The following is a 15,927-nucleotide window of genomic DNA, read 5'->3' as shown; positions in this document are numbered from 1 at the left end:
CGCCCGGTGCTTCGCAAGGCCGCGAAATCGTCAGGCGCCGGGGTTTGCGTCAACCGGCAGGCGATGCGCCTTTTGGAATGCCTCGCTGCGCGCAATGTAATCGTCGAGCGTTTCGAGGTGATAGTCCGCGACAATTTGGGAAACATTTACGTCCGGCGCGTTGGGCAGAATGCGCCACCAGCCTTCCTCTTCGTAGACGCGGATCGTCACGGCGGGGCCGAAGTCCTTGCGGATGGCTTCGAGTTTTTCGAACTGGTAATCCAGGTGAAAAAGCGGCGTGTCGAGATCGAGCGACGCTAAAACCCATGGCTGATAAACGCCCTGCCGGTTGAGAATCAAGCCGTCACGGTCAACGATGCGGCAGCATTGGCGGCAGCAGGCGGCAACGACCGGAAGATGATAAAGTGTGGCGATCGCCTGAACAATGCGACCGCCGGAAAAGGCGGAAGGGAAAAAGACGATTTCCGCGCCGGCCTGTTTGAGCGCGCCCCAGTCCGCGTGCCAGTTCGCGTCGAAGCAAATCTGGCAGCCAATTCGGGCCACGTCGGTCGGTATGACCGTCGGCCCGGTCTTTCCAGGAAGGACGCCGTCCTCGATTTCACTGTTTGTGGGATGAATTTTGTCGTAACGGCCCGCAAGCGAGCCTTGCCGATCTATGACGGCGGCGACGTTGTAGATGCCGTTTTCGCGTTGTTCGGTGAATGCGCAGACAATATTGAACCCGTGCTCGCGCGCCTTTTCCATCATGCGGGGAAAGGTCGGACCTTCGAGGCTCTGCGCCATTTCGGCGTGTTTCAGCCCGGTCCCGATGGTGTCGAACACCTCCGTCAGGCAGACGATGTCCGGTTTTTCGCAGGCCATGCGGTCGAGGATGCCGCAGGTCCAGTCGAGATTGTCCTGTACAGTTCTCGGCGACTTCTCCAACAGGTCAGTGAATGCGGCCACTCGAACGATTCGCGCCATTGCCGGATCCTCCCTGTTTTTACATAAGCGAGGTGCTGAAATACCGTTCCGCGCGATCGGGCAAAACCGTCGCGATAGGGCCGTGTACTATCCGGCTCAACTGCCGGGCCGCCCACACATTGGCGCCGGACGAAATGCCCACCAGAAGACCGTGATCCCTGCTCAATTGCCGGGTTGTTTCGACGGCTTGTTCATCGGTCACCTCAATCACGTCGTCTATCATGCTTACATCAAGGATGGCGGGGATAAACCCGTCGCCAATACCCTGAATCTGGTGAAGTCCCGGTTCGTGGCCGAGCAGCGCGGAAACGTTCTTCGGCTCAACGGCCACGAGTTTCACGCCGGGCTTGTGTTCCCGGAGAAAACGGCCCACGCCCTGCAGGGTGCCGCCACTGCCCACACCCGCCACAAAACAGGACACGTCACCATTCATTTGCCGCCAAAGTTCGTGGGCGGTCTCCTCGTAATGCACGCGCGGATTGTCGGGATTCTCAAACTGTTGCAACACGAACACCCTCGGATCTTCCGCCTTGAACCGGTTCACACGGGCCACGGCGCCGGCTATGCTCTCGATCGCCGGCGTCAACACGAGTTCGGCGCCCAGCGCGCGAATAAGACGCTTGCGCTCCTCGCTCATGTTCTCCGGCATGACGATGCGGACGCGGTACCCTTTCAAACGCCCGACCAATGCCACGCCTATGCCCGTGTTGCCCGATGTGGGCTCCACAATGATTGAATCAGGTTTGAGCAGGCCCCTCGCCTCGGCGCCCTCTATCATGGCCAAGGCCACGCGGTCCTTGATGCTGCCGCCCGGATTCAGAAATTCCGCCTTGGCAAAAATGGGTTCTTCCTTCAGGCGAATAAGCGGCGTGTTGCCAATCAGCGTAAGAATATTGTCGGTCAGCATGGAATGCCTCGCCACCTTCCTGCTTTAGTAACGCGAATACTGTTTGCTTCCGCCAAAGTATACGACATTGCACCCATTAAATCCCGGTTCGATGTCGGGGCGTAAGGATGTTTATACAAGCGTACGGCCCGGGATGATCGGGGAAAAACCGAAAACCCAACCAGGAATTCTGCGGCTTGGCCAAGGGCAGGTTGTCCCACCCTTCCCGAATCCCCCTCACCACATCTCGCATTGGGGTCCGCAACCCTCGCAACCGTCCCAGCAATAGGTGCAGAGTTTCTCTTTCGGAAGACCAATGGCTTCGACGAGATCGCCGAGTTCCTGATATTGCAGCGTGGTAAGCGACAGGCGTTGCCGGATTCGGTCAACCATCGCGGCATAACGGTCCGATTTCGGATCGGTGTATTCGTCGAGATGCGCATCGGCATCGCCTTCGAGTTCCTTGACGGTGCGGCGGCCGGCAAGGTCGAGATCCGATCGGGAACGCGAAAAATGCAGGAATTTGCAACCGTAAATGAGCGGCGGGCACGCCGGCCGCATGTGCACTTCGAGCGCGCCGCAATCATACAATCGCTGAACCGTATCGCGCAGTTGCGTACCCCGCACGATCGAGTCCTCACAGAACAGCAACCGGCGGCCCTGGATCAGTTCCCGGATCGGAAGCAGTTTCATGCGCGCGACAAGGTCGCGGACTTCCTGAACCTGCGGCATGAAACTTCGGGGCCATGTCGGCGTGTATTTTGCGAAGGGCCGACCGTAGGGAACACGGGCCTCGTTCGCGTAACCAATGGCGTGGCCCGTGCCTGAATCGGGCACGCCCGCCACCAAGTCAACCCTGACCGTGTCTTTGCGCGCCAGCGCCGCGCCGCAGCGATAGCGCGACGCCTCCACGCTGATCCCCTCGTAACACGATGCGGGAAATCCGTAGTACACCCAGAGGAAAGCGCAGATCTGCATCTGTTCGCCCGGCGCATTCACCTGTTCGATTCCGTCGGGCGTAAGCAGAAGCGTCTCGGCGGGTCCCACATACCGATCGATTTCATAGCCCAGATTCGGAAACGAGGCCGTCTCGAACGTGGCGGCATAGGCGCCGTCTTTCCGGCCAATGACGATCGGCGTCCGGCCCAACCGGTCGCGCGCGGCGTAAATGCCCTGCTCTGTCAGGAGCAGCATCGAGCAGGAACCCTCGATGCGCGACTGCGCATTCCGAATGCCGTCCGCAAAGGTCGCTTCCTCGTTGATCATGGAGGCCACCAGTTCGGTGGGATTGATCCCTCCCCCACTCATTTCCGAAAAGTGCGCCGATCGTTTTCGGAACGCCTCGCGCGCGAGTTGATCGCTGTTTTTGATGACACCGACAGTCGCGATGGCATAGGCGCCCAGATGCGAATTGATGAGCAGCGGCTGCGATTCATTGTCGCTAATAACCCCGATGCCGGCCCCGCCGTGCATGGTCCGAATGTCGTCTTCGAATTTCGACCGAAACTGCGCATTCGATATATCGTGAATGTGCCGCATGAATTCGGATCCGTCCAGCACGGCAAGGCCGCCGCGGCAGGTGCCGAGATGCGAATGATAATCCGTCCCGTAAAACAAGTCGTGAACACAGTCGTCCTTGGACACCACGCCAAACAAACCGCCCATTCCGAAAGGTCCTCCTCGTGCGGCGCGCCCCGTACCGGGCGCCGCCAGCCGGTTTACATTGATTGCCTGCATGCTAGATCGAATCGGGCGCAAAGGACAACCCGGCAAAAATGCCGTACTGCTTGAGTGGAGCGATTGTTGTCGCGCCCCGCGCACCCATCGGCCACCTCGTTGTCGTTAGCGGTATCGGCATTTCCCGGAATGGCGCGGGCGGAAAAAGGTCGATCCCACGCCGGTTTTCCGGCGGCGCCGGGCCGTTTATTCCGCGAGCCGCCTGAGGGCCTCGACGCCGCGTTCAAGCACGTCGTCGGGCGCGGCAAAACTGATGCGGAAGTGGGTCTTTCGCTCGCTGAAGACGCTACCGGGAATGATGAGGATATTGTTCTCGATGGCCTTGGCGACAAAGGCGTCGCCATCGCCGCCGGGCGCTTCGGGAAACATGTAGAACGCACCGGTCGGTCTGACGCAATTGAACGTGTCCTTCAATCCCTCGTAGACTATATCGCGCTTGCGGCGGTATGCATGGGTGTGGACGGAAACATCCATGCGCAATGCATGAATGGCGGCCTTCTGCGCGAACGACGGCGCGCACACGAACGAGTATTGTTGCAACGTGTTCATCTGCTGGATAATCGCCTCCGGCCCCGCCGCGAATCCGACGCGCCAGCCGGGCATGCCCGCCATTTTCGAAAAACCGTTCAACAGAAGCACGTTGTCATAGAAGGCCGCGATGCTGCACGGTTCCCCGTCGTACTGAAGCTGCTCGTAAATCTCGTCCGAAAACACCAGCAAATGGTGCCGGCGCGCCACATCGGCCAGCGCCGCCAATTCGTTCCGGGACAATGTAACGCCGGTTGGATTCGCGGGACTGTTGACGATGAGAATTTTCGTCTTGGGCGTAATGGCCGCCTCGACGGCCTCCGGTCTGAGCTTGAAATCGGGATAAGTGTCCACGGGCACACTCACCCCGCCGAGCAGGGTGACAAGGTGCTTGTACATCACAAAGTACGGGTCGGCGCAGATGACTTCGTCGCCGGGATTGACCGTCGCCATCAAGCCGAGAAACAATCCTCCGGACACCCCGCATGTCACCATCACGTTCTGCAAGGGAAAGCCGAACCGGCGTGTGTAATAGGCCGACGCCTCGTCGCGCAATTCTTGCACGCCCCACGTCTGGGTATAGGTGTTGAATCCGGAACGTATCGCCTGAATCGCGATTTCTTTGACGGGTTCATCCACGTCGTAATCGGGCTGGCCGATGCTCAGGTTGATGGGATTCTTCATGTGGGCGGCAAGGGCAAACACCTTGCGGATGCCGCTGGCGTCAATACAGTTCATGCGATCGGCGATATAATCCATGCGATGTTCTCCTTGTTTCACCGCGATTTTATCGTGGCGCTCCGTTCCTGCTCAAGCGCGCGACAATACCCTATCCAGCACGGCCCCCACTTCGGGCCATGGCTTGCCCTTCACGACATGCACGTTGGTTCCTTGCGGCGCCCAGATCGCCGGGTCCGTCGGCCCGAATATCGCCACGACCGGCACGCCGACCACCGCCGCGAGATGTGTGACGCCGCTGTCGTTGCCAATGTACAACGCGGCGCCCGCAAGATGCCGGGCCAGTTCCATGGGCGTGGCAGGACGCAACAACGGTGATGCGGCGTTCCATGGCCCCTGCTCTTCCGCGGGACCAAGACACCAGACAACCTCCCGGCCCCTCTCGGCCAAGGCGTCGGCCAGCATCTTGAACCGCTCCCACGGCCAATTCTTGTTCCTCCCACCGCTGCCTGGATGAATAACGATATCATATTCCCGCGTGGCAGCCACCCGCGGGCGAAACGGCGGAAGATTGCGGAAGCCCAGCGCCATCGAATAATAGGCGCTTGCATGTGCGGACCAGTCGCCCGGGGGAAGGCCGGGAATACAGCGGACATCATCTAAGCCGCACGCGCGGATCGCGTGCTCAAGCGTGCCGTCGTCGCGCATCCAGACAATGCATCGGTCAAAGCGGACGAGAAATTCTTGAATGATGGAATTGGAAACGCTGAAAAGCGAATCGAACCCGGACGTCTCGATATCGTGCGCCGCCGCAGCAATCCCCCCTTCCACCGCCAGCGCAAGCCGTTCCGGACGACCCAACAATTCGATCGGTCCCTCGTCTGCCAGCGCGGCCATGGCCGGACATGCCAGCAGAAAGTCCCCCAAGCCGCCCGTATGCACGATCAGCGTGTTCATGGCCGACCCTCGCGACGGTCCATCACACGAATGCACAGCGCGCAAAGGGCATGCTCGGCTTCCACAAGGCCGACAGCGCATGATTCCCGCCATAGCATCCTGTTTAGCCGCCGCTTCACGCCGCCCGCCTCAATCGTATGAACCCAATGTTTTCGCAAGGTTCGTAATATGTCGGAAATTCTCCAGGCTTACGCTCGACGGCACCGAATGATCCGAGGAGAAAATATAGCCGCCGGATTCCTTGAGAACCGGCACAACCCGCCGCATCTCTTCGGTAATCGCCTCGACATCGTCCCACAATACGGCGTTGATGCCGCCGTGCAGAACAAGATCGTTTCCATATCGTCGTTTCAGCGCGACAGGATCCATGCCGGCCTTGACTTCGAGCGGGTTGAGCGCGTCAATGCCGATTTCGACGAATTCGGGCACAAAGGGGTTCACGTCGCCGCACGAGTGCAAGCGGGTCTTCACCCCTTTCGCGTGCGCCCAGTCCACCGCGCGCTTCTGCACCGGTTTCAGCAACGCGCGATACGTGTCGAGCGAAAAGAACTGGTTGTGTTTGAATCCCATGTCGTCGGGCCATGCCACGGCATCGAACGTATAGCCTTCCTCCCACACTCGATCGAGCAGCGCAAGGCCGACATCGAGAAAATGGTTGAACATGTCGAGACACCATTCGGGGTCCACGATGATCGCTTCGAGCAGGCGTTGCGTGCCGACGGTCCACGAATGGGTCACGTCGAATCCGAACCACAAGCCGGCTTCAATCCATGCCCCGTTCTCGCGCCACGCACGGTAATGCGTTTGCAGACGGGTCCAGTCAACACGGTCGGGCGTGGGCGTCATGCGGGCCTTTGCGGATCGCCACGAATCCCAGTCCACGATGGTGAAATCGAGGAATTCCGGCGTGGACGCGGCATGTTTCCAATTCTTGAGCGTCGCGCCCCAAGCGGTCTTGTGAATCACGTAGGCGTCTGTTTCCTCGATGATCTTGCTTTCGAATCGAGGGCTGTTGTCCGCCCCGATGTGTTCGACGCGATCCAAATCGAAAAATTCGACGTAGTTCGCGTCTTCCGGCATGCCTTCCCGCTGCCAACGTTCAATCGTTGCTCCCCATGGTCCATCAATTATGGGCACGCGATCGGCTTCCTCGTGCGCGTACATTCGGCGGAAACGTTCGTATGAAGTCATCGGAGACATAAGCCATGTCCTTTCGCGGTAAAGACGGCAAAATTGAAACGACCGCCCCATAATAAAGACTCCGGCGGGAGTCTTGCGACTCCCGCCGGAAGGAACTGCGTGTGTTGCCGGTTGTTAGGCCTTGCGGCGAAGCGCGCGGCGCGCAATCAAAATCGCTATGCCGGCCACGCCGAGGCTAATTGTCCATACGGGCGCCGCCACCGCCACTTGTGACATCATGACGATCGGCGCCAAGGCCACGCGCACCATGGCCGCCAGAACCGGACTCTTGGCCACGATGTCGGCAATGTACGGGCTCACTTGATAGTAACCCTCGACAAACGCCGTGCCGATGCCGCTGCCCAACAGGACCGTGTCGCGCAGGACGCGCAAGGCGCCAATCTGGGCCGCCATCGGCGTGCCGTAGGCCGCCGTCGCGATGAAGCACGGGCCGCCGCCGCCACCGCCGCCTTCGCCTTCACCCTCGCCTTCACCCTCGCCTTCACCCTCGCCAATCTGGCTGGCAATCCAGATGCCCGTGGCAATCGCCGCTATCAGCGCCGCCAGCGCAAGGAGAATCGGCAGGATATTGGGGCCGACCGGGCTCGCCTTGTAGGTCACGGGATCCTTCATGACCAATATCGGGGTCGCCGTGCCGTCGGGATTACCGGTCAAGTCGTCGGTATTCGGGAACAGGTCAGAGATGGCGTAGATGGATACGCCGGCCTTGGTGCCTGCCTCGACTTCACTGTCCGGGAATTTCGGAATACGGACGTAAATTTCGAATTCGTCGCGTCCGCCCTCGATTTCCTGGCCCGTCGCGGGATCCCACTGCTTGACAATGGCGTATTCGGTCGCGGCCGTTTCGCCCGCCTTGCTGGTGGTCCAACGATGGAATCCGACGCGCGTCCACGCCAAGCCGCCGTTGAGTGAACGGATGCGCAGCAGGCTGCCGCCCGTCGGCTCGGCATCGGTTTGACCCTCGATGTAAGTGACATTATCTTGGTTTACAGCCGATTCGATCGCGCTACGGCCCATCCGCAGGCTGAATGCGCTGAAGTCGTAGACGCGAGCCGTCAACTGCTTGACTTTCCGAGCGTCGGTCCCGGTGCCGGTCACATATTCAGTACGCAACAGCGTGGACTGATACGGCGTGTTGAGGGTCGAGCCGGGTTGTTCGGCCGCCGGTTGCGCGCCATAGTCGTACAGTGTCTCCGTAGCCCACATGGTCACGCCCTTGGCCATGGTCTCGACCGTAAGCGCCGTGTCGGCTGTCGGGAAGGCAATCTTGCCCGAGGTCGCGCCGCGATTGTAGAGCCATGCGCCGACTTCGTCATAGAAGCCCGCTGCCGCGCCGGTCTGATTGAGTCCGGCCTGCAACGCAACGGTATTCGGGGTCGTCTTGTAGAAGTGGACCGAGAAGTCCCATGCGTTGTCAACGGGCTTGGCCTTCGCGCCGGCCACGCTGTCAATCCGCTCTGTCAACAACGGCGACGGATTGTAGGTCGTTCCGGTCTTCGTGCGTTTGGCCGCGCGAATCAAACCGTAGTAGGACCCGATGGGCGGCGTGTTCGGCAACGGCAAAATGAAGTCCGCGCCGTTTGTCGTCGTCGGGAAGATACCAAGGTTGCCGGCGGTTGCATCCAACGCAAACGGGATGTACTTGGTTCCCGCTTTAGAATTGTACGTTACGTGGAAGGCCGTCGTTACCACGCTGTCCAAGCCCACTTCATAGCGCTTGTAGACAAAGTCGGTCGAGGCCGTGTCGCCCGGATCCGGACCACTGCTCACCACCACCGGCACACTTGTGCTCGGCTGCGCGTCCGTAACCTGCGAAGGCGCGCTCGCGGGCTTTTCATCGAGCGAGGTTTGATTCAAGATATCGGCTAACGGCGGCACCACGAAGGTGATGACCGTCGGCGTGATCTTGATCTTGTCGGCGCCCGTAATCGGCTGGCCGTTGAAGGTCAGTGTGGTGGTGGGCTTGAATCCCTGGCCTTCAATCTTGGCCACCACGCCGCCGAACAGCCACGCGCTGTCGGGCGTGATGCTGTTGATGAGCGTCTGGTTGTACGCAAAATACGGCTTGATAGTCAAATTGGAATTCACGACGAACGTGTACGTGGCATTGCCGCTCAGGCGGTTGCCCGCGCCGTCCTGCCATTCGACGAAGCTATACCCCGATTCCGCCACAGCCACCAGCGTGACTTCCGTCCCGTCAGGAACATTCTCGAAGACACCCGGGTCCACGGTCGTGCCCTCTTCATCCTCGACATGCCCGCCGATGGAGGAAAGCAAGGTAACCGTCCAAGTCGTCAACGGACGGAAGTTCGCCGTAACGGTCTCGTTTTGGGCCATGTAAATCGTGGTCTCGGGCGAGAGGGTGTTCGCCACATTGCCCGCCCAGTAATCAAAGACATAACCGGCGTTGGCCGCGGCAACCAAGTCGACCGTCGAGCCGACATCCCACAGCGTCTGTCCGGGCGGCGTAACCGTACCGGTACCCGCTGGAGAAACGAGCGTCGTCAGCGTGACTTGGCCCGGCAGGGACGGCACAAAGTTCGCCGTCACAGTCGTGTCGGCCACCATGGTCACGGTCGCCGAGGTCGGATTGCCCGGCACGGGAACCGCGCCCGTCCAACTGGAGAAGGTGTAGCCGGGATTCGGCGTTGCGGTAAGCGTGACGACCGTGTCGGCCAAATACGGACCGGGGATGTCCGCGACCACGTTGCCCGCGCCATCGGGCGAAATTACAATCGTCAAATTGTACAGCGGGGCCACCTCGAAGACCGCGCGCACATTCTTGTTGCCGGTCATAACGACGCTGGTGGTCGGCGTCGTGCCACTGGCGTCCAGTTCCCACTGCTTGAAGGTGTATCCGGATCCGGCTACAGCTGTCGCCGTAAGGTTGACCACCGAGTTGAGCGCATACGTTTCCTGATCCGGATCTTTGGTAATCGTACCGGAACCCGGCGGAGTCACCGATGTGGTCAACGTAAACTGATTGGCATCGAAGATTGCCGTGGCCGTCACATTGCTGTCCATAATGACCGTCGTCGCGGCATTCGTGATCGTTTCGATCACACCTTCCTTGTCAATCTGCCATTCACGGAAGGTGTAACCGGCCGCGGCCGTGGCCAACAGATCCACCGAAGAACCCGGATCGTACAGGAAATCGTCGGGTGTCGGCGAAACGTCAATTATGCCGCTGCCAATCGTCTCCCGGGTCAACTGGTACTGGTATTTAAACCCGTTGCTCTTGACGGCCATATCGGACGGCGAAACCAGACTGACGACTGTCACGTCCACGAAGCCCGGCGCCGTAATGGGCGGCGCATACACCTGCATGGCCTGGCCGGCTTTTTCGAGGACCAACCCGGCCGGTCCAACCACCGCCGGCGTCGGCCACGAACCAAAGTACACCGCATAAGCCGCGGCAACCTGCTCGGGCGTCATGGGCAACACGGCGCCGAATTCACCGCGAATGACCGTGGCGGTCTGCTTCTTTACTGCGCCGGCCTCGGGGGTCAGGGAGTCAATGGCCATCGTGGCCTTGTATGGAGCCAATACCGCCGACGCGCTAGTCAGCGACGCGAGGAATTCATCCGCATCCTGATTGGCCAGCGCCGGGTTGCGGACCGCCTTGAGTTCCCAATATTGGACGGCATCCTGCGCGGCGCCCACATTGGTGAATTCATAACCGGTGGACGGATCCTTCACCAACTTGACCGGATACGCCGACAACTGGACATCGCCGTCGCCAGGAATGTCAAGGCCGCGGAAGTCCACATCAATGGACATGCCTTCGGGCAGTTCGCCATTTAGTTCGCGGAAGGTGCCATCACCCTTCGCGGCCACCAATGAAATGGCCACATAACGTTTGGCGCCCGCCGGCGACGCAAGCGTGATCAATCCGCCGCTCGGGGCTTTCCCGCTCACGGCGTTCCCCCATGCATTGAGTGCGGCCGGTGTGACCGCGCCATTGGCGGAAGTCAACAGAATCTTGAGATCGTCAACCACCGACACGATGACGTAGGCGGTTTCGCCCGCAACCAGCATGCCGGCCGACAACAGGGAATTGGACGTCGGCGCGGTGACGGAAACGAACGGATCGGGCGAAACGGTAATGACGGAAGAAGACTTGCCGGGGCTCAGATCGTCGAGGCTGGCCACCACGGTCTGGCGAATCGCCTCGCCAATCTCGACGCCGAGGTCGTCGAGCAACGGCACACGATACGTCACGAGCCATGTCTCGCCATCGAATACGGCATTCACGATATCGTCCGGAATGCCGTTCTTGTTGTTGTCCACCGTCGGGCTGACCGCTTCGAGCCAGATTTGCTTGGGCGTGCGGCCATCCTCGTCATAGGGGCCGCCCGACCGGACGGTGTACGTGATTTCCGCTTGGAGACCCTGCGGAAGTACCGTCGCGCCGGCGAACGCATAAATGTAATGCGCCACCTGCACGCCTTCCGCGGCGCCATCAATGACGGGCACCAGATCGATCGCGCTGCGGTACGGCTTGACGTTGGCGACGCCGGAGAACCAGTCGCCGACCCATGCCTCGCCGCCCCACGTGCCGTCAATGCCATAAGCCACGTTGCCGGCTACGCCGTCGCCGCCCAACGTGACAGCGCGCAATGCAAGCGACGCTTGGATGGTATCGGTAGGCACCTTGATAATGGCGCCGCTCCGCGGGTCGGAAACCGTAATCAGGGCGATGTCCTTTTCCGACTTGAGATCGAGCACCGCGTTCAGCAGGTCGACCATGTCGATGCGTCCACCGCTGCCGCTCGCCGCCCGCGCGCCCAACGTTGCGTGATCCGGAACGAGTCCGATCACGAAAGCAAGCGCCATCATCAGGCTAACAAGCGACGCAAGTACCAGCTTCTTTCTGCTCCCCATCTTCCATTCTCCTTAGCGTCTAACGTTCCGTCCGTTTGTTTCAACACTTCACTACACTATAGGGATGTAGTGCCCTGTTACATCTGTGCCACACCTTCATAGCCCGGGGAATCCGGTTCCGCTTACTTCACACGTCCGTTACCCCGTTGCCCGTCGTGCCCATTCCTTGCCTGCCTATCATGGACACAACGCCACAACTCTTGACAATACGGCTGAATTATATACTTCCATGCCGACAATGTCAACTGCTTTTATCCAATTTGGGAAAAAGGGAACGGAAAACACCCGCTCACCCTCCCCTTGCTGCAACCAAAGATACTATACCATGAAGCCCGCCCAAATGCAAGCCTATTTTCGTATCTTTCGCGCATCATCAAGGATTGCCAATCTTTCGCACGACAAAGGCCTCCCCGGCCCCGGATTTTTACCCGGAGCCGGGGATTGCCGCCACTTTTTATTCGCAAAGTTCGAACACGCCGGCCGCGCCCATGCCGCCGCCGATGCACATGGTCACCATGCCGTACTTGACGCCACGCGCCCGCATCTCGTAGATGACCTGCGTGGTCAGTTTGGCGCCCGTGCAGCCCAGCGGATGGCCCAGCGCGATCGCGCCGCCGTTCACGTTGACTTTCTCGGGGTCGAGGTTGAGTTCCCGGCGAACATACAGGCACTGCGATGCGAACGCCTCGTTCGCTTCGAAAAGCCCCACGTCCTCAATCTTGATGCCCGAAAGTTCGCACGCCTTTGGAATCGCGACCAATTGGGCCGGCCCAAGATACATGCACGACGCCGCCGCCACCTTATAGCCGCGCACTTTCGCCAACGGCGTCGCGCCGAACTCCTTCATGGCATCTTCGCTCATCAGGCACACGGCCGACGCGCCGTCGCTCATCTGGCTCGAATTGCCCGCCGTGGAAACCGCGCCCTTGCGACCGGGGCCCGCGAAGGCCGGCTTCAACTTGGCAAGACCCTCGAGCGTCGTGTCGCGCCGCGGACCTTCGTCCACATCGAACATTATCACGCCATTGGGCGTCGGCACCGGCACCGGCACAATTTGCTCCTTAAACTTGCCCGCATCGATCGCGGCAACGGCGCGCTGATTGCTGAGCAGGGCGAACTCGTCGCATTCCTGCCGCGAAATGTTGAAGTCGCGCGCCACGTTGTCGGCGCAGTTGCCCATTCCGATATATACATCCGGATGTTCACGCACCGCAACCGCATCCGGGGCAAACTTCACGCCGCCCATCGGAATCATGCTCATGGATTCGACACCGCCGGCAATCGCCACGTCCAAGATGCCGGTTTTGATCTTGGCGGCGGTCAACATGATGGACTCCAAACCAGACGAACAGTACCGGTTGATTGTAAAAGCCGGGACCGTTTCCGGAAGACCGGCCACCAAACCCACCACACGAGCGATATTCATGCCCTGCTCGCCTTCGGGAAACGCGCAACCGAAACAAATGTCCTCGATGCGTTCCCCGGGCACACCCGCCCGTTTGACGGCTTCCTTGACCACCAGCATGCCCATCTGGACGGGATTGACTTGCGACAGCGTACGCTTGGCTTTTCCGATCGCCGTGCGAACCGCTGAAACCACATATACATCACGCATAATTCACTTCCTCCTTGGCCACCCGCGGACCCCGGCGCCTTGCCGGCGCCGCCGGGTCCGCATACTCCTAGTTCCGCAACGGTTTATTGTTAAGCAGCATATGCTGGATACGGGCCTGGGTCTTCTCCATACCGCAAAGACTCAGGAACGCTTCACATTCGAGATCGAGCAAGTCTTGCTCGGTAATCGGCGTGCCGGGCGCCCGGTCGCCGCCGGTCAGGATATGCGCCACTTTCATGGCGATGGTCGCGTCGTGTTCAGACGCCCATCCGGCCTGCTGCATGTTGAACAGCGCCGCGCCGAACACCGCCCGCGCCGGTTCGCCGAAAGCCGTCAGGCGCGCCGGCAGCGGCGGTTTGTAACCAGCGGCAATCAGGCCAAGGCACACATCCTTGGCGCGTTTGATTTGTTGGTCCCAATTGGTCACGATGAGATCGCTCTCCAGGAAATAACCGTACTCGATCAATTCCGCGCCGCTCGTGCTGACCTTGGCGGTCGCGATGCTTTCGAAGGCGCGGCGGAGGTAGGGCATCGGATTGGGTTCAGGAAGGCCGACCGGCACATAGGTCATCGCGCGCCGCAGCATTTCCTTTGTGCCGCCGCCGGCCGGGATCAGGCCCACGCCCGCCTCGACCAGGCCGCCATACGTCTCGCCTGCGATAACCGAGCGCGCGGCATGCTGGGCAACCTCGATACCCCCGCCGAACGTGTAATGATGCGGAGCCGACACAACCGGACCCCGGCAGAACCGCATCGCCATGTTCGCGCCCTGCAATCCGCCTATCATCTGCCGAATGGCGTCCCAGTTCTTGTCGTTGATGAACATCAGGATCAACATCAGGTTGGCGCCCGCCGAGAAGTGCGGGCCTTGGTTGCCGACGACCATGCCTTGGAACTGGCCCTCGTTGACCAGCCGCGTGCCTTCGGCCAGCATCTCGACGATGCCTTGGCCGATCGCGTTCATCTTGCAATGGAATTCGCAGCACACAATGCCGTCACCGAGGTCAATCAGGCTGGCATCATCGTTTCGTGCGATTTCCTTCCCGGTTTCGCGAAGGCTGTCCAATACGATGAACGTCGAGGGCAACGGAACCGGCTTATAGGACTTCGATCCGAGATCGAAATACAGTTTTTTACCGTTCTCCGTCTTGTAGAAGGATTCGGCCTTGGCTTTCTTCATCGCCACGGCTATCGGCGGAAGTGTCAGACCGTCCTTCTCCATGCGATCGCACACGGAGGCGAATCCAAGCGTGTCCCACGCCTCGAAAATGCCCTGTTCCCACGCAAAACCCCATTTCAGCGCATTGTCAATGTTGACGATGTCGTCCGCGATTTCCGGAATGCGGTTGGCCGCGTAGATGGCCGAATTCGAGAAGACCTTCCACAGGAACTTCGACCCCTTGTCCTCGCCGGAGTGCATGATCCGAACTTTGTCCGCGAGCGTCTTGGCCTTCTTGGCGGCGCCGATACAATCAAACATCGGCTTCACCTGCGGAACGTATTCGAGCGTTTCCGGGTTCAGCGAGAGGATGATCGGCTTGCCCTTTTCATCCTTCTCGGCGGTCTTCTTGAAGAAACCCGAACCCGACTTCGCACCGTAGTAGCCCTTTTCGAGCATCTTCGTCAGCCACGGCGGCGACACGAGCAGATCGCGCTGCTCATCGTTCGGGCAGCCGTTGTAGACGTTCGCCACGACGTGCACGAACGTGTCCATCCCGACCAGATCGCCCGTGCGGAACGTCGCGGACGACGCATGCCCGATGATCGGACCCGTCAGCGCGTCCACTTCCTCGAACGTCAGTTTGAACTCGTCCTTCGTCATTTCATGCATGATATACGACATCATGAAGGTGAGAATGCGGTTCGCGACGAAGTTCGGCGTGTCTTTCGCATACACGATGCCCTTGCCGAGCACGTTCTCGCCGAACGCCGCCATGGTCTCGACGACTTCGGGAAGCGTGTCCGGGCCGGGAATGATTTCGAGCAATTTCAGGTACCGCGGCGGGTTGAAGAAATGCGTGCCGACAAAATGCTTGCGCATATCCTCGTCCATCGGACCCAACATCGAGGCAATCGGGATGCCGCTCGTGTTCGTGCTGACGATGGATCCTTTCGCGCGATGCTTCGCCACTTGCTCGAACACCTTCGATTTGATGTTCAGGTCTTCCTTCACGACTTCGCAGATCCAGTCGCAATCGGCAATCTTCGCGAAATCGTCCTCGAAGTTTCCGATCGTGATCAGGTCAATCCACGACTTCGAATACAACGGCGACGGTTTTGCCTTCAGCAACGCGGCCTTGCTCGCCGCCGCGAAACCGTTGCGCTTGTCCGGATTTGTCTTGTCCTTGTCGGACAGATTCGGCGGCACGATATCCAACATCAATGTCGGGATACCGCAATTCGCGAGGTGCGCCGCAATCGCGCCCCCCATCACGCCCGAACCCAGTACTGCTACACGCTTGATGTCCCTCATGGTTTG

General features: G+C 59.9%; 9 protein-coding genes. All 9 read right to left on the bottom strand.

Annotated features, from left to right (window positions below):
• Positions 1 to 30: 30 nt before the first annotated feature.
• The gene (locus P5540_01765; protein ID HRT63527.1) at positions 31 to 963 is read right to left on the bottom strand and encodes a carbon-nitrogen hydrolase family protein; all 933 of its coding nucleotides are present in this window, start codon (positions 961 to 963) and stop codon (positions 31 to 33) included.
• Positions 964 to 982: 19 nt separating this feature from the next.
• The gene (gene cysK, locus P5540_01760) at positions 983 to 1,870 is read right to left on the bottom strand and encodes a cysteine synthase A (protein HRT63526.1); all 888 of its coding nucleotides are present in this window, start codon (positions 1,868 to 1,870) and stop codon (positions 983 to 985) included.
• A 216-nt stretch (positions 1,871 to 2,086) separates the two neighbouring features.
• Positions 2,087 to 3,514: an amidophosphoribosyltransferase gene (locus tag P5540_01755; protein HRT63525.1), complete on the bottom strand. Its 1,428-nt coding sequence runs from the start codon at positions 3,512 to 3,514 to the stop codon at positions 2,087 to 2,089.
• Between the two features lie 258 nt (positions 3,515 to 3,772).
• Positions 3,773 to 4,873 carry a pyridoxal phosphate-dependent aminotransferase gene (locus P5540_01750; GenBank protein ID HRT63524.1) on the bottom strand — a complete coding sequence of 367 codons (1,101 nt, stop codon included), beginning with the start codon at positions 4,871 to 4,873 and terminating at the stop codon, positions 3,773 to 3,775.
• Positions 4,874 to 4,924: 51 nt separating this feature from the next.
• Entirely contained in the window at positions 4,925 to 5,749 is an 825-nt protein-coding gene (locus P5540_01745; GenBank protein ID HRT63523.1) for a glycosyltransferase family 9 protein, read from the bottom strand.
• A gap of 129 nt (positions 5,750 to 5,878) precedes the next feature.
• The gene (locus tag P5540_01740) at positions 5,879 to 6,886 is read right to left on the bottom strand and encodes a uroporphyrinogen decarboxylase family protein (protein HRT63522.1); all 1,008 of its coding nucleotides are present in this window, start codon (positions 6,884 to 6,886) and stop codon (positions 5,879 to 5,881) included.
• Between the two features lie 177 nt (positions 6,887 to 7,063).
• Positions 7,064 to 11,833, bottom strand: a complete 4,770-nt coding sequence (locus P5540_01735; protein ID HRT63521.1) for an IPT/TIG domain-containing protein — start codon at positions 11,831 to 11,833, stop codon at positions 7,064 to 7,066.
• A gap of 454 nt (positions 11,834 to 12,287) precedes the next feature.
• On the bottom strand, positions 12,288 to 13,448 hold the full coding sequence (locus tag P5540_01730; protein HRT63520.1) for a thiolase family protein: 1,161 nt from the start codon (positions 13,446 to 13,448) through the stop codon (positions 12,288 to 12,290).
• 67 nt (positions 13,449 to 13,515) lie between these two features.
• Positions 13,516 to 15,921 (bottom strand): 3-hydroxyacyl-CoA dehydrogenase/enoyl-CoA hydratase family protein, encoded by a 2,406-nt coding sequence (locus tag P5540_01725; protein HRT63519.1) that lies wholly within the window; start codon positions 15,919 to 15,921, stop codon positions 13,516 to 13,518.
• Positions 15,922 to 15,927 lie beyond the last annotated feature (6 nt).

The organism is Candidatus Hydrogenedentota bacterium (genome assembly GCA_035450225.1).
Taxonomy (GTDB): Bacteria; Hydrogenedentota; Hydrogenedentia; order Hydrogenedentales; family SLHB01; genus DSVR01.
Note: the sequence above shows the minus strand (reverse complement) of the source record. Positions and strands in the feature narration are given on the sequence as shown.